General features: G+C 61.9%; 18 protein-coding genes. 6 read left to right on the top strand and 12 right to left on the bottom strand.

The genetic code is table 11. The features are described from left to right. Positions 1 to 166: 166 nt before the first annotated feature. On the bottom strand, positions 167 to 559 hold the full coding sequence (gene gcvH, locus BFX80_RS11695) for a glycine cleavage system protein GcvH (RefSeq protein ID WP_077372729.1): 393 nt from the start codon (positions 557 to 559) through the stop codon (positions 167 to 169). 874 nt (positions 560 to 1,433) lie between these two features. Between gcvH and BFX80_RS11690 the strand changes: the two genes are divergently transcribed. Together BFX80_RS11690 and gcvT are read left to right on the top strand one after the other, a co-directional pair. Further along, positions 1,434 to 2,795: an alanine/glycine:cation symporter family protein gene (locus BFX80_RS11690; RefSeq protein WP_373996116.1), complete on the top strand. Its 1,362-nt coding sequence runs from the start codon at positions 1,434 to 1,436 to the stop codon at positions 2,793 to 2,795. Between the two features lie 145 nt (positions 2,796 to 2,940). After that, positions 2,941 to 4,074, top strand: a complete 1,134-nt coding sequence (gene gcvT / locus BFX80_RS11685) for a glycine cleavage system aminomethyltransferase GcvT (protein ID WP_084209002.1) — start codon at positions 2,941 to 2,943, stop codon at positions 4,072 to 4,074. A 277-nt stretch (positions 4,075 to 4,351) separates the two neighbouring features. Here the strand turns inward: gcvT and BFX80_RS11680 are convergent, their stop codons facing one another. The 3 genes from BFX80_RS11680 to BFX80_RS11670 all read right to left on the bottom strand — a co-directional run bounded on the left by BFX80_RS11680 (position 4,352) and on the right by BFX80_RS11670 (position 6,599). Beyond that, positions 4,352 to 4,558: a cold-shock protein gene (locus BFX80_RS11680; protein WP_077372737.1), complete on the bottom strand. Its 207-nt coding sequence runs from the start codon at positions 4,556 to 4,558 to the stop codon at positions 4,352 to 4,354. A gap of 584 nt (positions 4,559 to 5,142) precedes the next feature. Then, a complete protein-coding gene (locus BFX80_RS11675; protein WP_084209001.1) occupies positions 5,143 to 5,805 on the bottom strand; it encodes a 3-oxoacid CoA-transferase subunit B in 663 nt (220 codons plus the stop codon). 92 nt (positions 5,806 to 5,897) lie between these two features. Further along, complete coding sequence (locus tag BFX80_RS11670) at positions 5,898 to 6,599, bottom strand: CoA transferase subunit A (RefSeq protein ID WP_077373240.1); 702 nt, start codon at positions 6,597 to 6,599, stop codon at positions 5,898 to 5,900. A gap of 427 nt (positions 6,600 to 7,026) precedes the next feature. On the opposite strand from BFX80_RS11670, the gene BFX80_RS11665 reads away from it, so the two are divergent. Next, positions 7,027 to 7,950 carry a LysR family transcriptional regulator gene (locus BFX80_RS11665; RefSeq protein ID WP_084209000.1) on the top strand — a complete coding sequence of 308 codons (924 nt, stop codon included), beginning with the start codon at positions 7,027 to 7,029 and terminating at the stop codon, positions 7,948 to 7,950. On the opposite strand, the gene BFX80_RS11660 is transcribed toward BFX80_RS11665, so the two are convergent. The 5 genes from BFX80_RS11660 to BFX80_RS11640 all read right to left on the bottom strand — a co-directional run bounded on the left by BFX80_RS11660 (position 7,942) and on the right by BFX80_RS11640 (position 12,644). Further along, positions 7,942 to 8,703 (bottom strand): alpha-ketoglutarate-dependent dioxygenase AlkB family protein, encoded by a 762-nt coding sequence (locus tag BFX80_RS11660; protein WP_084208999.1) that lies wholly within the window; start codon positions 8,701 to 8,703, stop codon positions 7,942 to 7,944. The genes BFX80_RS11665 and BFX80_RS11660 overlap by 9 nt on opposite strands. Before the next feature lie 75 nt (positions 8,704 to 8,778). Next, entirely contained in the window at positions 8,779 to 9,330 is a 552-nt protein-coding gene (locus BFX80_RS11655; RefSeq protein WP_077372749.1) for a phosphatase PAP2 family protein, read from the bottom strand. Continuing rightward, positions 9,302 to 10,459 carry a glycosyltransferase family 4 protein gene (locus BFX80_RS11650; RefSeq protein WP_084208998.1) on the bottom strand — a complete coding sequence of 386 codons (1,158 nt, stop codon included), beginning with the start codon at positions 10,457 to 10,459 and terminating at the stop codon, positions 9,302 to 9,304. The genes BFX80_RS11655 and BFX80_RS11650 overlap by 29 nt, the downstream gene beginning before the upstream one ends. A gap of 345 nt (positions 10,460 to 10,804) precedes the next feature. After that, complete coding sequence (locus tag BFX80_RS11645; RefSeq protein ID WP_240499557.1) at positions 10,805 to 11,755, bottom strand: LysM peptidoglycan-binding domain-containing protein; 951 nt, start codon at positions 11,753 to 11,755, stop codon at positions 10,805 to 10,807. Beyond that, a complete protein-coding gene (locus BFX80_RS11640; RefSeq protein ID WP_084208996.1) occupies positions 11,742 to 12,644 on the bottom strand; it encodes an acyltransferase in 903 nt (300 codons plus the stop codon). The genes BFX80_RS11645 and BFX80_RS11640 overlap by 14 nt, the downstream gene beginning before the upstream one ends. Before the next feature lie 274 nt (positions 12,645 to 12,918). Between BFX80_RS11640 and nhaD (BFX80_RS18240) the strand changes: the two genes are divergently transcribed. Both nhaD (BFX80_RS18240) and nhaD (BFX80_RS18235) read left to right on the top strand, forming a co-directional pair. After that, positions 12,919 to 13,668 (top strand): sodium:proton antiporter NhaD, encoded by a 750-nt coding sequence (gene nhaD / locus BFX80_RS18240; RefSeq protein ID WP_338079101.1) that lies wholly within the window; start codon positions 12,919 to 12,921, stop codon positions 13,666 to 13,668. Beyond that, positions 13,662 to 14,225 (top strand): sodium:proton antiporter NhaD, encoded by a 564-nt coding sequence (gene nhaD / locus BFX80_RS18235; RefSeq protein ID WP_338079100.1) that lies wholly within the window; start codon positions 13,662 to 13,664, stop codon positions 14,223 to 14,225. The genes nhaD (BFX80_RS18240) and nhaD (BFX80_RS18235) overlap by 7 nt, the downstream gene beginning before the upstream one ends. A gap of 363 nt (positions 14,226 to 14,588) precedes the next feature. On the opposite strand, the gene BFX80_RS11630 is transcribed toward nhaD (BFX80_RS18235), so the two are convergent. Beyond that, entirely contained in the window at positions 14,589 to 15,359 is a 771-nt protein-coding gene (locus tag BFX80_RS11630) for a VOC family protein (RefSeq protein ID WP_077372760.1), read from the bottom strand. A 116-nt stretch (positions 15,360 to 15,475) separates the two neighbouring features. On the opposite strand from BFX80_RS11630, the gene BFX80_RS11625 reads away from it, so the two are divergent. Beyond that, positions 15,476 to 16,375, top strand: a complete 900-nt coding sequence (locus BFX80_RS11625) for a DMT family transporter (RefSeq protein ID WP_084208995.1) — start codon at positions 15,476 to 15,478, stop codon at positions 16,373 to 16,375. A gap of 92 nt (positions 16,376 to 16,467) precedes the next feature. Here the strand turns inward: BFX80_RS11625 and BFX80_RS11620 are convergent, their stop codons facing one another. Together BFX80_RS11620 and BFX80_RS11615 are read right to left on the bottom strand one after the other, a co-directional pair. After that, positions 16,468 to 18,222 carry a monovalent cation:proton antiporter-2 (CPA2) family protein gene (locus BFX80_RS11620; RefSeq protein ID WP_084208994.1) on the bottom strand — a complete coding sequence of 585 codons (1,755 nt, stop codon included), beginning with the start codon at positions 18,220 to 18,222 and terminating at the stop codon, positions 16,468 to 16,470. Positions 18,223 to 18,497: 275 nt separating this feature from the next. Continuing rightward, positions 18,498 to 18,764 (bottom strand): GrxA family glutaredoxin, encoded by a 267-nt coding sequence (locus BFX80_RS11615; protein ID WP_077372769.1) that lies wholly within the window; start codon positions 18,762 to 18,764, stop codon positions 18,498 to 18,500. Positions 18,765 to 18,826: the final 62 nt, after the last annotated feature.

Below are 18,826 nucleotides of genomic sequence, written 5' to 3'. Positions count from 1 at the left end.
CGCGGGAGGAACATCGCCTTGCCGGCGCAGGAGGGCGGGCAGGGCGTCGGGAATCGTGAAGCCTCGGCTGGGGGCGCCGAGCCAGCGTACTACCGGGTGAGACGGGCAAGCGGCCTCCAGCCATGTGACAGCGCTGTCTCGGACAGCGGCTGGAGGCCAACCGTGATCAGGCTTCGCTTTCCACCAGCTGGGTGTAGGCGTCCGCGTCGAGCAGCTTTTCCAGCTCGGCGCTGTCAGCGACCTTCATCTTCAGAATCCAGGCATCGTCATAGGGGCTTTCGTTGACGGATTCCGGCGCGTCTTCGAGGCTCTCGTTGACGGCGATGACTTCGCCGGCCAGCGGCGCGTACAGATCAGAGGCCGCCTTGACGGACTCGATGACACCGAACTCTTCTTCCAGCGCCAGTTCGCGACCGATTTCCGGCAATTCGACGAAGACGACGTCGCCCAGCGCTTCCTGAGCGTGGTCGGTGATGCCGATGGTCACGGTACCGTCACCGTTGTCCTGAACCCACTCGTGACTCTCGGTGTACTTAAGCGTGGCAGGAATGTTGCTCATGAGTGTTTTCCTATGTGAAAAGATTTTCTGATTCAGGGAATCGTTGCGCCATTATGCACGAAGGTCTCGACACGTGGCAGTAGCTGAGCGCGTCGTGCCTCTACGACTTTTGGCGAGTGGCAAGCGAGTTGCCCTCTTAATCGTGGTCCGTCGTGCTCCGGGCGTCCAGTGTCTCGCCTTGCCACGCCCGGTCTATCTATGCCATGGCGCGAAGGTATCAGCGCACAAGGCCCATGAGTGCAGGGGGCAGACCGTTTTTTCACCGCTGGAAGTCAGTTCTCCAGGTCCTCATCCTCTGACGGGAGGTGGGTTTCCAGCGAGAATCTGATGCCACTTTCCTGCGCTTGCGAGCCCTGTTGAGTCGAGGTAGAGTGTCGCCTGTTTCGTATTGGAAACTTGTTTCCCATGTTGTGTCCAGATTCGCGTGCTGTCAATGGTGTCGCAGGCAGCGACACCCATATTCGCTGAGGGAAGCTCCTTCACGTTTTTGATCATCAGGCGTGTCCTGGTGGCAGGCATCCCCTAGCGCCGGCGGAGCCTGCCTGTCGTCACGGGACTGCCCGCGAGAGGTGTGGGGGAAGACCCGGGAGAGGCTCAGGTTGCCGGCACAAGGGAAAGAGATATCCACTGAGTGACGCCCATCAACGGGCTGAATCCCTCAGGCGATTGACACATTTTCATGATTTTTGCGTGACGTTTTGCTCACATTCCAGCGTAAAGCCCTGTTGGGGTAGTGAAGACTGGAAGCTTCCGCTAATGTGAGCTGTCCGTTTGGCGTGCTGGCCGGTTGGCCTGCTGGCCAGACGGGATTTCCGATGTGTCTCTCCTCGCATCGAGTCATAACAACAATTCAGCGGAGGAAATCTGCGTGGAAATGATCAGTTCTCTCTTTACCGCCATCAATGGCGTGGTGTGGGGCCCGGTGATGTTGATCCTGCTGCTCGGGGTCGGCTTCTATCTTCAGGCGGGCCTCAAGGGCATGCCGATCCGCAAGTTGGGTACCGGCTTCAAGCTGCTGTGGAGCGGGCGCGCGCCCGGCAAGGATGGCGATGGTGAAATGTCGCCGTTCAATGCCCTCATGACATCACTCTCCGCTACCATCGGTACCGGCAACATCGCGGGTGTGGCGACGGCGATCGCGCTGGGTGGACCGGGGGCGATCTTCTGGATGTGGATCACGGCGCTGGTCGGCATGGCGACCAAGTACGCCGAGGCCGTCTGTGCGGTGCGTTATCGCGAAGTGGATGACAACGGCAACCACGTCGGTGGTCCGATGTACTACATCCGCAACGGACTGGGGGCCAAGTGGGGTTGGCTGGGGGGCGCCTTTGCCTTCTTCGGCTGCTTCGCGGCCTTTGGCATCGGCAATACCGTGCAGTCCAACTCCGTGGCGGATGCCCTGGAAACCTCGTTTGCCATTCCGCACTGGGCCTCCGGTGTCGTGATGATGGTGCTGGCAGGTGCGGTCATTCTGGGTGGCATCAAGCGCATCTCCAGCGTGGCGGGCAAGCTGGTGCCGTTCATGGCGATTGCCTACTTCCTGTCGGGCATCGTCATTCTGGTGATCAATGCTGACCAGATCGGTCACGCCTTCGGCCTCATCTTCACCTACGCCTTCAATCCAGTCGCGGCGACTGGCGGCTTTGCCGGTGCGGCGGTGATGGCGGCCATCCGTTTCGGTGTGGCGCGCGGTATCTTCTCCAATGAAGCCGGCCTGGGCAGTGCGCCCATCGCCCACGCTGCCGCGCAGACCAAGAACCCGGTACGTCAGGGGCTGGTCGCCATGCTGGGCACCTTCATCGATACCATCGTCATCTGCACCATCACCGCGCTGGCCATCATCACCTCCGGCCTGTGGTCTTCTGGTGAGACGGGGGCGGCGCTGACCTCCATGTCCTTTGATCAGGCCTTGCCGGGTGTCGGCAACCATCTGGTCGCGATCGCGCTGGCCGTGTTTGCCTTCACCACCATCCTTGGCTGGTCCTTCTATGGCGAGAAGTGCTTCCAGTACCTGTTCGGTACGCGCGCCATCATGCTGTATCGCATCGTGTTCGTGATCGCGATTCCGGTGGGCGCGATGGCCAAGCTGGATCTCATCTGGCTGATGGCGGATACCTTCAATGCCTTGATGGCGATTCCGAACCTGATTGGTCTGGCGCTGCTGTCGCCGGTGGTCTTCAAGCTGACCCGCGACTACTTTGACGGCAAGGAAGTGCTGGCGGGCGAAGACCGCTGATCGCATCAGGAGCCCCCCGTCGCTGGCAGGCGCGGCGGGGTGAGCCCCCTCAGATTGTCCTATCTCGATCACTAGCCTCCGGCAGCACAGGGCCAGATTCACCTGGCTGTCGGAGAGATGTTGCATGCCACTCTGGAGAATGATGATGTCCGATTCCGCCGCTGTCACCGGTCTCAAGCAGACCGCGCTTCATGACCTGCACGTCGAGCAGGGAGCGAAGATGGTCGAGTTTGCAGGCTATTCCATGCCCGTCCAGTATCCGCTGGGCGTCAAGAAGGAGCACGAGCATACGCGTGCCAAGGCGGGGCTGTTCGATGTCTCGCACATGGGGCAGCTGATCCTGCGCGGAGAGAACGTGCAGGCGGCGCTGGAGACGCTGGTACCGACGGACATCGTCGATCTTCCGGTGGGCATGCAGCGTTACGGACTCTTTACCAGTGATACCGGCGGTATCCTCGATGACCTGATGATCGTCAATGGTGGCGATCACCTCTATGTGGTGGTGAATGCTGCCTGCAAGGATCAGGACGTCGCGCATCTGCGTGTGGGGCTGCCGATGGAGATCGAGCTTGAGGTGCTGGAGGATCGGGCGCTGCTCGCCCTGCAGGGGCCGCTGGCTCACGCGGTCATGCAGCGTCTGTCGCCCGAGGCCTGCGAGCTGACCTTCATGCATCATGCCCATGTCACCATCGATGGCATCGAGTGTTGGGTCAGTCGCAGCGGGTATACCGGTGAAGATGGTTTCGAGATCTCCGTCCCCGATGCTGAGGCGGAGCGCTTCGCGCGTCTGCTGCTGGCGGCGGAAGAGGTGGAGTTCATCGGTCTCGGGGCGCGGGATTCACTGCGTCTCGAGGCGGGCCTGTGCCTGTATGGTCATGATCTGGACACCACGACCACGCCAGTGGAAGCCAGCCTGATCTGGGCGCTGGGCAAGGTGCGTCGTCAGGGCGGTGCACGTGAAGGCGGCTTCCCGGGGGCGGACGTCATCCTGACCCAGATCGCCAACAAGGATCACACCCGCAAGCGAGTCGGTCTGGTGGCTGAAGGGCGTGCTCCGATTCGCGAAGGTGCCGAGCTCTTCGACGGCGAGGGCAACCGCATCGGTGTCGTGACTTCAGGCAGCTTCGGCCCGAGCTACGGCAAGCCGGTCGCCATGGGCTATGTGGCGATCGCACACAGCGTGCTGGACACTCAGGTCTTCGCGGACGTACGCGGCAAGCGACTGCCGATGACCGTGACGAAGATGCCCTTCGTCGAGCAGCGCTATTACCGCGGCTGATGATGGGCTGAAGACAGGCAAGGCTGGACGGGGAAGGGGCTGCTTCGGCGGTCCCTTTTTCGTTGCCTGTGACAGGCGTCAGGCGTCAGGCTCGGCTCTGGTCCGGGAGATCTGGGTCGTGTCGTGCGCTGCAGGCAAGTGGCGCTGAGGCACGACGGAACTGGCTGGCAGGGGAGGGGCCGTCACGGCTTTCGAGGCAATCTCCAGACGCAGAAAAGCCCGCCGAAGCGGGCTTTTCCGTGGAAAGAGAGGTTAGTCTCTTTCAGCTAACTCATGATCAGTCGATGATCTTGATGTTAGCGGCCTGGAGGCCTTTCTTGCCCTGGGTGACGTCGAAGGAAACCTTCTGACCGTCTTGCAGAGACTTGAAGCCTTCAGCCTGGATTTCGGAGAAGTGTGCGAACAGGTCGTCACCGTTGTCGTCCGGAGAAATGAAGCCGAAACCTTTGGTGTCGTTGAACCACTTGACTGTACCAGTTGCCATGATCGTAATTCCTTACTGATGATATTGCCGGGAGTTACCCGATATACGTGGGTAAAACAAGGAGGATATGCACCAGGTACCGAAGTGTTTCGATCACGACTGACGATATACGACTTGCTAACCAACGAGATCAATACTGCGCTGCCGCGCCTCCAAGGTCAAATGAAATATCAAAAACTTCGCCTTTGGTCGGGTGTCTCGTGAGCAGATTCTTCTCGAATGGGCGGCATTGCGCCAGTCAGTTTTCCAGATTTCGCAAGGATTGACGGTGACTTGCTTTTATCCCGTTATCCTGGTTTCTGGTCGGTATGGAACCTCGCCGTATATCGCCCCGCTTGAGAGGTTGCCAAGGTGAGGCATCGTCGTGGGGATGGGGCGTGCGTACGGGCTTTCAAGGCAGTGGACAGCTTCGCGGATGATCCGCCAGGTCGTCTTGCTTGGTGAGGGGAAGAGATAAAAAAACCGGCAGCGATGGCAGCGCTGCCGGTGGATGGTCTTGCAACCATCAAGACTCTCGGAGAGCGGCGATGATGCGCCCATCATCGCCGGAGAGATGGAGTGTCAAGCGATGCATCTGGGCCGTCTCAGGCGTCCAGCTGCATCTCGGGGACGTTGTCGGGCACGATGAGCTTGCCTGCGGTCAGGCGCTGTATCTCCTCGACACTGACGCCTGGCGCGCGTTCCAGCAGGTGGAAGGCACCGTCCTTGATCTCGAGGAAGGCCAGGTCGGTCAGGACACGGCGAATGCAGCCGGCACCGGTCAGTGGCAGCTCACACTGGCTGAGCAGCTTGGACTCACCATGCTTGGAGGCGTGGGTCATGGTGCAGATGATGTTCTCGGCACCCGCCACCAGGTCCATGGCGCCGCCCATGCCTTTCACCAGCTTGCCGGGGATCATCCAGCTGGCGATGTTGCCGTTCACGTCCACCTCGAAGGCGCCGAGTACCGTCAGATCGACGTGCCCGCCGCGAATCATCGCGAAGGATTCGGCGGAGTCGAAGATGGCGGCGCCATCGATGGCGGTCACGGTTTCCTTGCCGGCATTGATCATGTCGGCGTCGACCTCGTCGTCATAGGGATAGCGTCCCATGCCAAGCAGGCCGTTCTCGGACTGCAGCATCACGTCGATGCCATCCGGGATGTAGTTGGCGACCAGGGTCGGAATGCCGATGCCCAGATTGACGTAGGAGCCGTCCTGGATTTCCTGTGCCACTCGCTGGGCCATCTGTTCGCGTGTCAAAGCCATGATGTATTCCTTGTCTGAAGCGCCATCGAGGTGACGCCTTGCCGTGTCGGGGAGTGTCGTCGCGAGAAAACGGATGCAGGCGGAGCCTAGGCTCAACGCGAGCGAACGGTCCGTTTCTCGATGCGCTTCTCGAAGCTGCCCTTGATGACGCGGTCGACATAGATGCCCGGAGTGTGGATCTCGGCCGGGTCCAGCTCGCCGGGTTCCACCAGCTCTTCGACTTCGACCACGGTGATCTTGCCTGCGGTTGCGGCCAGCGGGTTGAAGTTGCGTGCCGTGTGACGGTAGACGACATTGCCGTAGCGGTCGGCCTTCCACGCCTTGACGATCGCGAAGTCACCCTTGATGGCTTCCTCGAGAATATAAGGGCGACCGTCGAATTCGCGGACTTCCTTGCCTTCTCCGATGGGCGTCCCGTAGCCGGTCGCGGTGAAGAAGGCGGGGATGCCGGCCCCGGCGGCGCGCATCTTCTCGGCCAGCGTGCCCTGGGGGGTCAGGATGACCTCGAGCTCTCCGTCCAGCAGCTGGCGCTCGAACAGGGCGTTCTCGCCGACGTAGGAGGCGATCATGGTCTTGATCTGGCGATCTTCCAGCAAGATGCCCAACCCGAAGCCGTCCACGCCGCAGTTGTTGGAGACGACGGTCAGGTCCTTCACGCCACGACGCTTGATCTCCTGGATCAGGTTCTCGGGAATACCGCAGAGTCCGAATCCGCCGGCGATCACCGTCATGCCGTCTTCCAGGCCCGCCATGGCATCGGCGTAGCGGGTCACTACCTTGTTGAATCCTGCCATGAAGTTCTCCTTGAGCATCTTGTGTTGTCGTTTTGACGGTGATGAGTCGCTGCTCATCTTCCGTGGCCGGCGCCTGGGGCAGGCGTCTGGCAAAGGCTTGAGTGCATCATTGCCGACAATCTGGTGGCTGTATATATTTGATAAGTTTGTTTTTTCTATCCATTGATAAGTTTTCATGAAGAGTCTTGGGGCAGTACGATATCGCTTTGCCCGCTCGTTTCCTGCACAGATCCGCCTGTGGTGCGGGTCAGCGGCGGATATGCACGACAGGACTGGACGACTCGCGGTGCAAGGCTGCGCAAGCGGCTCTGGTCACCTTGGACCAATGGTGTAGAGGCCGACGGGTCTCCCGGCGACGGGTTGAGCCTGTTTCCCCGAATGTCATCTCAAGGCGCGTCCCCCAGGGACCCCACAGGAAGGATGCCGCATGACCTTGAAACAGTTGAAAGCCTTTGTCGCAGTGGCCAGAACCCTGTCCTTCGTGGAAGCGGGCACGTTGGTGCATCTTTCCCAGCCGGCATTGTCGCTGGCCGTCAAGAATCTGGAGGAGTCGTTGGGTGGGCGTCTGTTCCAGCGTTCCACTCGACAGGTCAGCCTGACGCCGGAAGGACGGGCCTTCTTCCCGCTGGCTCGCAGGATACTGTCGGATTGGGAGCATGCTGAGGACGAGATGCGCCAGCGATTCAGTCTCGGACGCGGGCGTGTGGCACTGGCTGCCATGCCGACTTTCGCCGGGAATCTGCTGCCAGGAGTACTGGCGGATTTTCGACGGCAGTTCCCGGAGATCACCATCGAGGTCAATGACGTGATCGCCGAGGAAGTCGTGGAGCGTGTCACCGATGGGCGCGTGGAACTGGGGATCTGTTTTGATCCCGGGGTACGCGAGGACCTTGTCTTCGAATCACTCTTCGAGGATCGCTACATCGCGATCATTCCCGAGGGGCACGCCCTGTTGCAGGGCGCTCCCGAGACCATCCATTGGGATCAGCTGCTGGAAGAGGATTTCATCACCCTGCAACGTCCCTCGGGCGTGCGACACATGCTGGAGCGGCGCCTGGCAGAGGCGGGGCTCAAGCTCACCGTCGCCTTCGAGACTCACCAGCTGGTGACCTGCGGACGCATGGTGGCAGAGGGACTTGGCGTCAGCGCGGTGCCGGCGATGAGCGCCGATCAGATGTCAGCGCTGGGATGTCGGTGCCTGGAGCTGGAAGGGCCGGTCATCGAGCAACGGGTCGGCGTGATTCGCCGCGGCCGTCATGAGCTGTCGGTCGCGGTCCAGGCGATGCTGGACACCCTGCGGGCCCGTTATCCCGTCTCGCCGCCGCCCGTGCCTGATGAGGATCTAGCGTGACGCCGTCAATAGCTGTCGGTAGGTCAGGCTGATGCGCACGCCCTCGAGCTTGCGCGGCGGCAGGGCGTGATGCAGCCGGTCCTGACAGCCGCGCCCCATCACCAGCAATGAGCCATGGGGCAGCCACAGGTTGAAGGCAGGGTCCTGTGCGTAGGGGCTGCGGGGGTGTCCCTTGAAGCGCAGTGGCCGCTCTCGTCCCAGTGACAGGGCCAGCACGATGGGGCGGTCGCCAAGCTCCGGTTCATTGTCACTATGCCAGCCCATGCGGTCATTGCCATCGGCGTAGCGATTGGCCAGCAGGCTGTTGAAGTGCTGGTCGATATGGCGTTCCTGCCCCGGCTGCGCGCTCAGCTCGCGGTTGATGGCGTGACGGGCAAGCTCCCCCAGATGCCAGGCCATCGGACGCCAGGGTGCTGGCTCGAACAGGCTGCCGGAATAGCGATAGCGAGCCCCGGCGTCCCCCATCCATACCTGACGGCGAGGGATGGGATGCGTCTTGCCATGCACGCTCAAGCTCGGCCGCTGCCAGTCGAGCGTGGTATCCAGCGTGACCAGTGCCTGGTCGGCCTGCAGGGGAGTCAGAGCGGTTGGCTTGAGATAGAGCGGGTGCAGCGGATGGCGATACCAGCCATGGGCCAGTGTCTGCCAGTCGTCCGGCAGGCCGGCCGGTCGCTGTCCGCTTGGCGGGGTGCGGGAAGGGGCGTGTTGAGGATGCGTGGCGAACAGGTCGCCGGCCTCGGAGGATATCGTCATGAGGCGAGCTTGCCAGAGCGAATTGACTGTCGGCAAGTCGAAGGTGGCCTGCCGCCGACAGAGCGTGCACTGGGCTCAGAGTCCTGTCAGGGACTCAAGACTCAGGATGGCCACTTCAGCCAGCCCGAGTCCCAGCAGCGCCCCCGCCAGCACGTCACTGACGTAGTGCAGTCCCAGGATCACGCGGGAAAGCGCGATCAACATGGCAAGCGGCGTGACGAGAATGGCCAGTTCCGGTAGCTGCTGAGCCGTCAGGCTGGCAAACAGCACCGCATGCAGTGTATGGCCACTTGGAAAGCTGTAGCGATCCAGCGGTGGCATGGTGCATTGGATGGTCGTGAAGGTGATGAAGGGGCGCTCACGGCACAGCCGGGTCTTGAGGGCGCGATACAAAAGGGCGCCGGCCCCCGCCGCCAGTCCGAATTCCAGCATCAACCAGCCACCTTGCACGTGATGGAAGGGCAGGCTGAGTGTCAGCAGCAACCAGACGGGCCAGTCGCCGAGGCGCGAGACCACGCGAAAGAGGGTCAGGATCGGCCGATACAGCGCCAGACGTGCCACCTGGCGACACAGCCGCCACTCCAGCAGGTCGAGTCGCTCAAAGACGGGAAGGCTGCGATCGTGCATCGGGCTTCTCCTCGGCGAGGCGTAGACAGGCAAGAAAATGCTCGGCGACCTGGCTCCAGGCCATGGGCTCGACGCGTACACGGGCCGCTCTTCCGAGGCGTGCGATACGCGCTGGTCGCTGGCAGACTTCCACTGCCTGTTCGATGAATCTGTCCGGCTGGGTGCAGGGGGCCAGCAACCCCTGGTGGTCATCGCGGATCACTTCCGCAGCGGCCGCGTAGTCGAAGGCCACTACGGCCAATCCACTGGCCATGGCTTCCAGCACCACGTTGCCGAAGGTCTCCGACAGCGAGGGGAACAGGAACAGGTCGGCACTGGCGTAATGGGCAGCCAGCGCCTCGCCGGTCTGGAAGCCGGCGAAGATCGCCTCCGGCAGGCGTTGCTCAAGGCGTTCGCGCAGCGGGCCATCGCCCACCAGTACCAGCGCGATATCCGGCTGCACGGCCTGCATGGCCTCGTAGCTGCGAATCAACAGCTCGATGTTCTTTTCCGCCGCCAGGCGGCCGACATGCAGCGCGACGGGCTGCTGAGGGCCGACGCCCCACTGGCGACGCAGCGCTTCACTGCGATGAACGGGCGAGAAGCGCTGACAATCCAGCCCGCGTCCCACGACCCGGACATGCTTGAAACCCTGTTGCGCGAGAGTGGCGGCCTGGGTGCGTGTCGGGACCAGTGTCAGGTTGGCGGCATTGTGGAAGTGCTTCAGCCCCTGACGTACCAGGGGGCGTAATGCCCTGAGATGATAGTGGGTGCTGTACTGGTCGAAATTGGTATGAAAGCCTGCCACCACGGGCACGCCGAGGCGACGCGCGACCATCAGGGCACTGACCCCCAGCGGTCCTTCGGTGGCGATGTAAATGACGGAGGGCGGATGCTGGCGCCACAGCGCCGTCAGCCGTCTCAGGGCAGGGGCGCCGATCTGAACGGTGTCATAGCCCGGAAGACGGAAGCCGCGTACCTGTAGCTCCTGCGCGACTCGTGGTTCATGGCTGCCGTCGCGGGGTGCGGGCCGCACGAGCTGCAGCTCGCAGCCACGCGTGATGAGTTGATCGCACAGATGGCTCAGCGTGTGAGCCACGCCATTGATTTCCGGGTGCCAGGTTTCACTGACAAAGGCGATACGCTCCATGACGGCTCCTGATGACCTTTGAACGAAGTATTGGCCATGGGAGTGACGCCTGCATAACAGCGAGGTGACGAAGTGATGACACCCCACGCAGGTGTCGTTGCAGCCGCGGTCACTCCAGCGGGCAATCTCCCGCGGGCAATCTCCAGCAGGCAATGCTGCCAGGAGGCAGCGGATTCAAGGCGGTCACAGGTCACAGTTCGCAGCTCAAAGACCAATCACGCTGGCCGAAACTGACACGGGGGCGACAGGCGCGGCATGAAGGACGCCGTGGGCGAGGCATGCCCGACGCTCGTTTGGCAAGGCGAGCCCCTGAAGGGCTCGCCAGTGAGGCCGGCAGCCCCAGTTTCAGCGTTTCTCGAGCAGCTCGCGTGGATTGATCGGCTTGCCGCCATGGCGCACGTCGAAGAGCAGCTCAGGCTGGCCGTCATTGCGACGTGCCACGCGACACAGCGGGGTGCCCGGCGTGACCTGCTGACCGACCTTGACCAGTATCTCTCCGCACTGCGCCAATACGCTCTGCAGATTGCCTGAATGGTGGAGGATGACCACATTGCCCAATTGCCGCATGTTGTCGGCAAAGCGGACTTCCCCGCTGGCCGGCGCGCTGGCGACCCCATTGCTGGCCGTGCGAATCCGCATCGGGGCCAGTTGGCCATTGCGGTTGGTGCCGAATTCGCTGATGACTTCGCCGGCGGCAGGCCAGCGCCACGATTGACGCGGCTTCTTCAGCGGACCCGGATCCGGGCGTGCCACGAGACTGCCGACGCTGGCACGCGCATTGGAAGCGCTTCGGCTGGGGCCACCATTGAGGGGAACCGAGATCAGGGTGCCGACTTTCAGGTCATTGGGGGGAAGCCCCGGATTGGCGGTCTGGATGCGCTGAGGATTGGCTCCGAAGTAACGGCCTATCTTCGAGTAGGTGTCCCCGGGGCGCAGCTGATAGCGATAGGGGCCACCGGAGGGGGCACGCTCACGCGCGGTGGGCACCAGGATGCGCTGCCCGACCTTGAGGTCACGGATCTTGACGCCGGGGTTGAAGCGGGTGAGGCGCAACAGGGGAATGTCAGCGTCGCGTGCGATCTGCCCCAGGGTGTCGCCCTTCTGGATCGTGATCCATTGGCCTGCCGGTGAGCCGGAGTAGCTGCCGGTGGCGCAGCCTGTCAGCCACAGTGCCAGGCTCAGCCACGCCAGTCGCCGCAGCGGCGCGCGAGATGTCCTGTGGAGAAATGTCGAGATGGCGCCCACGGTCAGGCGCACAGCGCCCAGCGGCTCGTGGGGCATGTCAGAGTTGTTCAATGTCGTGTCCTGCACGTGACAGTCGGGCATCCTTGTCCTTCCAGACCTGATTGAGCCATTGCTGAAACCGTTCGCGGTAGGCAGCGTCCGCGTGATAATCCCCGTTCAGCATCCAGGGTTCCACCGGGCGTTGCACGATATCCAGATGGATATCTCCCCCCTTGCCACACAGAAACTCCCAGAAGCTCGCGCTGGCGTGACGATAGTCCAGCGTGGCGTCGAGTATGCCTGACAGGCGGTCGCCGAGAATGCTGATCACCTGAGCGCTGCCGCCGGCGCGCGGCCTGAGCAGATGAGTGTACGGGCTTTGCTGTTGATCATGCTTGCCTGACGTGAAGCGCGTGCCTTCCACGAAGTTGAAGATTGACATGGGCGACTGGCCCGCTCGCTCACAGATGCGGCGTGTCGCGGCACGGTCGCGTTCCGCCAGGCGCGGGTCATTGGCCAGCCGTTCCCGGCTGTAGCGGCGCATGAAGGGGAACTCCAGCGCCCACCAGGCCAGGCCGATGACGGGGACCCAGATCAACTCGCGCTTGAGAAAGAACTTGGGCATGGGCGTGCGATGATGCAATGCATACTGCAGCACGAAGATATCCGTCCAGCTGCGGTGGTTGGAGATCACCAGCCACCAGCGTCGCCTGGCGGAGCCATCCTTCAGGGCGTCCGGCACGTTGACCTGCCAATGGGGGCGTATCCAGGCGCGAATCCACAGATTGTTGGTGCCGATCCACCCCATGGCGAGACGGTTCAGCCCTTCGAGAAGATGAAGCTGCAGACGACGGGACGGGCTGAGCAGCTTGAGCAATGCCAGCAGGTACAGCGGTACCGACCAGAACAGGGTATTGGTGATCAGAAACAACAGGCTGATGACGCCTCTGATACTCGACATGAACGACTCCTTCAGCAGATCGCGCCATCCTAATTCACCCGTGACAGGAAACCCACCCCGCTTGCGTGGAGGACAGCAACTCGACGTTGCGCAAACCGTACGCATCTGATGTCGAATGGTGGCGGTTCGTGAGCTGTGGTGTCATTCGCGCGCCGACTTTCCTGTCGGCCGGTGCAAGGGAAGGCCTGACATGGCACTCGGCCATCGTCGTGAGCATGCACCGCCACTCGACGTCCTCTCACGAGATGGACGCCCTTTCAGGGAGCAGAGCGACATGTGGTTGCAGGGAGTGTTGGTGGGGCTGGCGATCGGGGCCTTCGTGTTGATCGCCATCGAGGACGTGATTCATCTCAACAAGGCCAAGACGACCTTGTTGCTGGGGACGTTCAGCTGGTTGCTGCTGTTCATCTTCGGCCCCGGTGCGTTGGGAGTCGATGACGTCGGTGAGTCGCTCAACGAGAATCTGCTGGAAATCGCCACCTTGTGGCTGTTTCTGATGGCGGCGATGACCTTCGTGGCGTTTCTCAATGCCAAGGGACTGATCGCCAATCTCATCTATCGATTGCTGCCGGGCCGCATCGGTGAGCGAGGCCTGCTGTATCTGACCGGCACCTTCGCCTTTGCCTTCTCCTCTCTGGCCGACAACATCACCGCTACGCTGGTGTCGTTGACGCTGGTGCTGTCTCTGGGATTGCCGCCGAAGAAGACGCTGCGTTTCGCGGTGCTGGCGGTGTTTGCCGTCAATTCCGGCGGGGTGGCGTTGATCACCGGTGATGTGACCACACTGATGATCTTCCTCGCCGACAAGGTGCGTATCAGTGAGCTGATGCTGCTGGCCATCCCGGCCTTCGTCAGCGTGATGCTGCTGGCGACGCTGCTGCTGCCCGGGCTTGGGGGAGAAGTCCATCTGTCGCGTGAACGCCGTCCCACCCGGCGTCTGGACCGCTTCGTGGCCTGGCTGTTTCTCGCCACCATCCTCTCCACGCTGGGCCTGAACGTGCTGTTCGGTATCCCCCCTTGCTGACCTTCCTGTTCGGGATGTCGATCATGTTCCTGCTCGGGCATGTGGCCGAGCGACGCAGTGACAGCGAGGAGCGCAGAATTCTTGATTACATCAGGATAATTGAATTCGACACTCTGCTATTCTTCCTCGGCATCCTGCTGATGGTGGGAGCGCTCAAGGAAGCCCGCCTGCTGGAAGGGCTGGCACAGCTCTATGACGTGATGCCTGCCATGCAGGCCAATTATCTGATCGGCCTGTTGTCGGCATTGGTCGACAACGTGCCGTTGACGGCTGCGGTGCTCAAGGCGGATGTCGGCATGAACGATGCTGAGTGGTTGGCGCTGACCTACGCCGCTGGCGTGGGCGGATCACTGCTGATCATCGGGTCGGCCGCTGGAGTGATTGCGCTCTCCAAGGTGCGCGAGGTGACCTTCATGAGCTACCTGCGCTTCTTCCCGGCGCTGCTGCTGGCGTACAGCGTCGGATACGTCGGCGCCTACTGGCTGGGGGGCCAGGTCACCGACACGCCGATGGACCTGGGAGTGGCGCTCACGTCACTGGGCTCATTGCTGCGCTAGGCGAGGTGGTTTCGGAGGCTTTTTTCGTGACAGTCAGGCGCTCAGCGGTGAAGTGGTGAATTTTTGATCAATCTGACATTGGTCGCCAGATCGCGAAGCCGATGAGTGGATGTACAGAGATTCTTCACAGCTTTTTCCACAGCTTCTGTTGATAACCTGCTTGCGACCAACGTATTACGGCTCTGAGCCACCAGCAGACCTCATGGGGCACCCGAGCATGGCGCACGACAGCCAGTGGCTCGCGAGGGGAGCCCATGGCGGTGAGTCATGACATGGCTTGCCAATGAAAACGCCCCTGGCGCCGGAGGCGTCAGGGGCGTTGCGGCACTACTGCTTGCGAATCTGGCTCGTGAATCTTGTCCGTCAGGCACTCAGCTGGCAGAGCGTGTGCTCTGGCAGCAGTTGCTCGGCGGCGCGCTGATGCTGGCCACTGTCGGCCGTCGCCAGCAGGGCCAGCCCTCCCAGCACCACCATGTGCTCATCACCTTCGGCGAATACCATGCGTTGTGCGTGCGCGGGATAGTAGTGGTATTGCAGCTTGGGGTTGATGGGGAGTACGGCATGGTGGCGCCCGCTCTGCGGCGACATGCCGTGCATCAGCATGCCTTCGCAGACAGCTTCAAGCGTTTCTCCCAGCTCGTCGGCGTTGAAGCCCACGTGATGCAGGCGCGGGCCCATCACCGATAGCCATGCCGCCAGCGGGTTGGCTTCCAGCAGACGCTCGAAGGTGGGCCAGTCCGGCATGTCCCATGGGCGGCACGGCGCCAGCAGGTTCTGTCCCTTGCAGTCGTCACGGTGACTCTGGCTGATGAGCGTCTTCAGCAGGTCTCGGTGAAGGGGAGGCAGGCTATTGGCCTGAAGTTCGGCCAGCATGACAGCCGAGCCGCCATCCGGCGGCAGCAGCAGATCCACCAGTAGGCCACGGTCGGCCATGGCGTACTGCTTCACGCGTCGATAGCCCTGATGATAGAGGCTGGGACGCAGTTTCTCGCTGCGAAATGGCCCCTGATCCAGTGTCACGAACATCAGATATTCGGGCCTGATGCCATCCGGCCAGATGTCCAGCGCTCCGATATCCGGATGGCGGTGAACGAAGTCCAGCCATAGCTGTTGTAGAAATTCCTCGCGTTGCATGAAGCCTCCTTGACGGGATATCGGCACCCTGTGCTGGAGCGATTATAGGTACCTGCCAGATAAGGCCATTCAACGACATTGTCCTTTTTTTCTGACCGACTGTTCGGAGTGTGAAAATGCCAGTGCTGGTGGCGTATTGCGTGGTTCTCATGGTGTGGTCAACCACACCGCTGGCGATTTCATGGAGTGCTTCCGGATGGCTGCCGGCCTGGTCTGCCATGGGGAGAATGTTAATTGCCGCATGTATCGGTTACCCATTGTTACGCTTGCTCGGGCTGAAAATGGATTTCGGTCGCGTGGCAATTCGCAGCTACGTGGCGGCTGCACTGGGGATATGGGGTGGGATGTACTTCGCCTATATTGCTGCCGGTTGGTTACCAAGCGGTATCATGTCGTTACTTTTCGGCTTAGCTCCTCTGCTATCAGGACTTTACGCGCGCTGGTGGTTGAAAAGTGCGCCTCTTGACAAGCTGCAATGGTTAGGTTTCGCATTGGCATTGGGCGGACTGGCCATCGCCGTCTCGGACTCGCTGGCGCTACCGCCGGGCAGCTGGAAGGGGGTGGTGACCATGTTGCTGGCGGTCAACTGCTTTGCCGCTTCCGGCGTACTGGTCCAGCGAGAGCGAGCAGGGCTTCATCCGCTGGTGCAGACCGAGGGCGCGCTGCTCGTCTCGCTTCCGCTCTATCTTCTCGCGGCCCTGCTGGTCGATGGTGTGCCGCAGGCATGGCCGACACAGCGCCCGCTGGGGGCGATCGTCTACCTGGGTATCTTCGGCTCGTTGATCGGGTATCTGTGCTATTACTTCGTGCTGGCACGCCTGTCCGCCAGTACCGTGGCATTGGCCACCCTGATCACGCCGATATTCGCCATGAGTCTCGGCGCTGCCCTGAATGGCGAGATAGTCTCCAGCCGCGTGCTGGCGGGGGCGCTCTTCATCGTCGTGGGCCTGTGTGCCTATCTCTTCGGGCCGCAGTGGCGCGCTCGCCTGCGCGGGGGAGCCGTGACTCGCAGCTGAATGGCACGCCAGTGGATGCCAGAACCGAAAACGCCGCCCCTAGAGGGCGGCGTTTTCGGTTCTGGAGCGACAGCAGCTGGCGAGAGTGGACATCAGCCCTTGGTCTGGAACAGGCGCTTGAGCTCTTCCATGGCGCTCTTGGCGCTGGTGACCAGCGCCTCGGGGTCATGGCGGTTCTCGAAATCGCTCTTGAGCATGGTGTCATCCATCTCGCGGAAGGCGCGGACCACTTCGGCGGCACGTGCGCTTGGATAGCCCATGGCAACCAGCAGTTCGTTGCCCATTTCCAGGCTGCTGGCGTAGGTCTCGCGGATCACGTGTTCCACGCCCAGCTCCATCAGCTCCCAGGCATGGTGGCGATTGCGGGCCCGCACGAACAGCTTGAGATGCGGGAACTGTTGTCGAACGGTACGCACGATCTGGGTGGTCATCCTGGCGTCATCGACCGCCACCAGCATGATCTGTGCGTGCTCGGCGCCAGCCGCTCGCAGCAGCTCCGATCGGCTGGCGTCGGCGTAGAAGATGCGCGAGCCGAACTGACGCACGAACTCGACCTGGGTGATGTTGGGGTCGAGGGCGGTGAAGTTGATGCCCTGGGTCTTGAGAATGCGCGCGCTCATCTGACCGAAACGTCCGAAACCGGCAATCAGTACCGGCGGGGCTTCCTGACCGAAGTCTTCATCGTAGGGGCGCTTGGCTTCGCGCGCGGCACCGAACTTGCGCGCATAGCGATACAGGAAGGGCGTGGCGGCCATGGACAGCGTCACGGCGCTGATGACCAGACTGGTAAGCGTCTGATCGAAGATGCCGGCGGCCATGCCGGCGGTCAGCAACACGAAGTCGAATTCTCCGCCCTGAGCCAGTACGGCGGCCAGTGGCAGTGCCTCGGCAAGCTTCAGGCGTGCGACGCGGCCCACCAGCGTGATGACCAGCACCTTGCCGACCATCAGCGCCAGTGTCAGGCCCAGCACCGTCAGCGGGCGCTCCATGACCAGCGAGACGTCCACCGACATCCCGACCGCCATGAAGAACAGCCCCAGCAGCAGGCCCTTGAAGGGGTCGATGTTGGCTTCGAGTTCGTGGCGATAGACGGTATCCGCCAGCAGCACCCCGGCGAGGAAGGCCCCCAGTGCCATGGAAAGCCCGACCCATTCCATCAGCAGAGCGGTACTGATCACCACGAACAGTGCCGCGGCAGTGAAGATCTCGTGGATCTCGCTGCGTGCCACCATCTTCAACAGGCGCGGAACGACGAAGCGGCCAACGATGATGACCGCCGCCACCATGCCGATGCCCTTGACGACACCGGCCCAGCCGGAGCCGGTGGAAGCGTCGAAGTTGTCGGCGAACAGCGGCAGCAGCGCCAGCAATGGAATTACGGCCAGGTCCTGGAACAGCAGGATGGCGAAGGTTGACTGGCCATGGGGTGTCGCCAGTTGTTGATTCTCGCTGAGCACCTGCAGCGCAAAGGCGGTAGAGGACAGCGCCAGAATCAGGCCCAGCAAGGCGGCGGCCGGCAGTTCAAGGCCCAGCCATAACCCGACGGGCGTCAGCAGCGCTCCGCATAGCAGCATCTGTGCGCTGCCAAGCCCGGCAAGCTTGAGGCGCATGTCCCACAGGCGCTTGGGTTCGAGTTCCAGTCCGATCATGAACAGCAGCATGACCACGCCGAACTCCGCGAAGTGCAGCACCTCGGTCGGTTCCGAGATGAAGCCGATCAATGACGGCCCCAGCAGCACCCCGATCGCCAGATACCCCAGGATGGACCCCAGCCCCAGGCGCTGAAAGAGCGGCACGGCAACCACGGCGCAGCCCAGCAGCACGGCGCCTTCCATCAACATGTTCATGTTTGCTTCCTTGTCCAGCTACGTGCGGAGAAAGGCGAATTGTCACCGCAGCTTGCAAGCGCCGCAAGCGCTCCGCTGCGCACTTTCCCGTTGCCGTGAGTGGCTGCCCTGAGGGAGGCACGAGTCGAGGCACTGACGAGAGGTAGGAAGTTGGCCCTTGATTGACGGCGCGAGTGGTAGGGGCATCAGCAGCGCAACTGGCATGCCGGCTGCAAAAAAAAAGCCCCCGCCATGGGCGAGGGCTTTTCAGGATCAGACAGAAGTCGAGGCGTTGATCAGGCCTGCGGCATCAGTGCCTCGTCCTGCACGTACTGGTTGAACTCGGTGAAGCCACCGATGTGGGTCTGATCGACGAAGATCTGCGGCACGGTTTCCACCGGCTTGCCGATGGTCTTTTCCATGTCGGCCTTGGTGATGCCCTCGGCGTGGATGTCGATGTAACGGAAATCGAAATCATCGCGCTTGGCGGTAAGTTCTTCCGCGAGTTCCTTGGCGCGGACGCAGAACGGGCAACCCGGACGACCGAAGATGACTGCCAGCATGAGATTCTCCTTGGAGGGTACGTGATACTCGTCAAGCCCACCGTGACGTGATGTTCGTGGGC

Source organism: Cobetia marina, assembly GCF_001720485.1.
GTDB lineage: Bacteria > Pseudomonadota > Gammaproteobacteria > Pseudomonadales > Halomonadaceae > Cobetia > Cobetia marina.
This window is presented reverse-complemented; position numbering and strand designations above follow the sequence as displayed.

What these genes read in the sequence shown, in the direction of transcription:
- BFX80_RS11670 (WP_077373240.1), bottom strand. Translation starts at nt 6,599, where the DNA reads ATGGCAGGATTCAACAAGGTAGTGACCCGCTACGCCGATGCCATGGCG.
- BFX80_RS11665 (WP_084209000.1), top strand. Translation starts at nt 7,027, where the DNA reads ATGACCTTGAAACAGTTGAAAGCCTTTGTCGCAGTGGCCAGAACCCTG.
- BFX80_RS11650 (WP_084208998.1), bottom strand. Translation starts at nt 10,459, where the DNA reads ATGGAGCGTATCGCCTTTGTCAGTGAAACCTGGCACCCGGAAATCAAT.
- BFX80_RS11690 (WP_373996116.1), top strand. Translation starts at nt 1,434, where the DNA reads ATGATCAGTTCTCTCTTTACCGCCATCAATGGCGTGGTGTGGGGCCCG.
- BFX80_RS11640 (WP_084208996.1), bottom strand. Translation starts at nt 12,644, where the DNA reads ATGTCGAGTATCAGAGGCGTCATCAGCCTGTTGTTTCTGATCACCAAT.
- BFX80_RS11630 (WP_077372760.1), bottom strand. Translation starts at nt 15,359, where the DNA reads ATGCAACGCGAGGAATTTCTACAACAGCTATGGCTGGACTTCGTTCAC.
- BFX80_RS11660 (WP_084208999.1), bottom strand. Translation starts at nt 8,703, where the DNA reads ATGACGATATCCTCCGAGGCCGGCGACCTGTTCGCCACGCATCCTCAA.
- gcvT (WP_084209002.1), top strand. Translation starts at nt 2,941, where the DNA reads ATGTCCGATTCCGCCGCTGTCACCGGTCTCAAGCAGACCGCGCTTCAT.
- BFX80_RS11620 (WP_084208994.1), bottom strand. Translation starts at nt 18,222, where the DNA reads ATGAACATGTTGATGGAAGGCGCCGTGCTGCTGGGCTGCGCCGTGGTT.
- BFX80_RS11675 (WP_084209001.1), bottom strand. Translation starts at nt 5,805, where the DNA reads ATGGCTTTGACACGCGAACAGATGGCCCAGCGAGTGGCACAGGAAATC.
- BFX80_RS11655 (WP_077372749.1), bottom strand. Translation starts at nt 9,330, where the DNA reads ATGCACGATCGCAGCCTTCCCGTCTTTGAGCGACTCGACCTGCTGGAG.
- BFX80_RS11680 (WP_077372737.1), bottom strand. Translation starts at nt 4,558, where the DNA reads ATGGCAACTGGTACAGTCAAGTGGTTCAACGACACCAAAGGTTTCGGC.
- nhaD (WP_338079101.1), top strand. Translation starts at nt 12,919, where the DNA reads ATGTGGTTGCAGGGAGTGTTGGTGGGGCTGGCGATCGGGGCCTTCGTG.
- gcvH (WP_077372729.1), bottom strand. Translation starts at nt 559, where the DNA reads ATGAGCAACATTCCTGCCACGCTTAAGTACACCGAGAGTCACGAGTGG.
- BFX80_RS11615 (WP_077372769.1), bottom strand. Translation starts at nt 18,764, where the DNA reads ATGCTGGCAGTCATCTTCGGTCGTCCGGGTTGCCCGTTCTGCGTCCGC.
- BFX80_RS11625 (WP_084208995.1), top strand. Translation starts at nt 15,476, where the DNA reads ATGCCAGTGCTGGTGGCGTATTGCGTGGTTCTCATGGTGTGGTCAACC.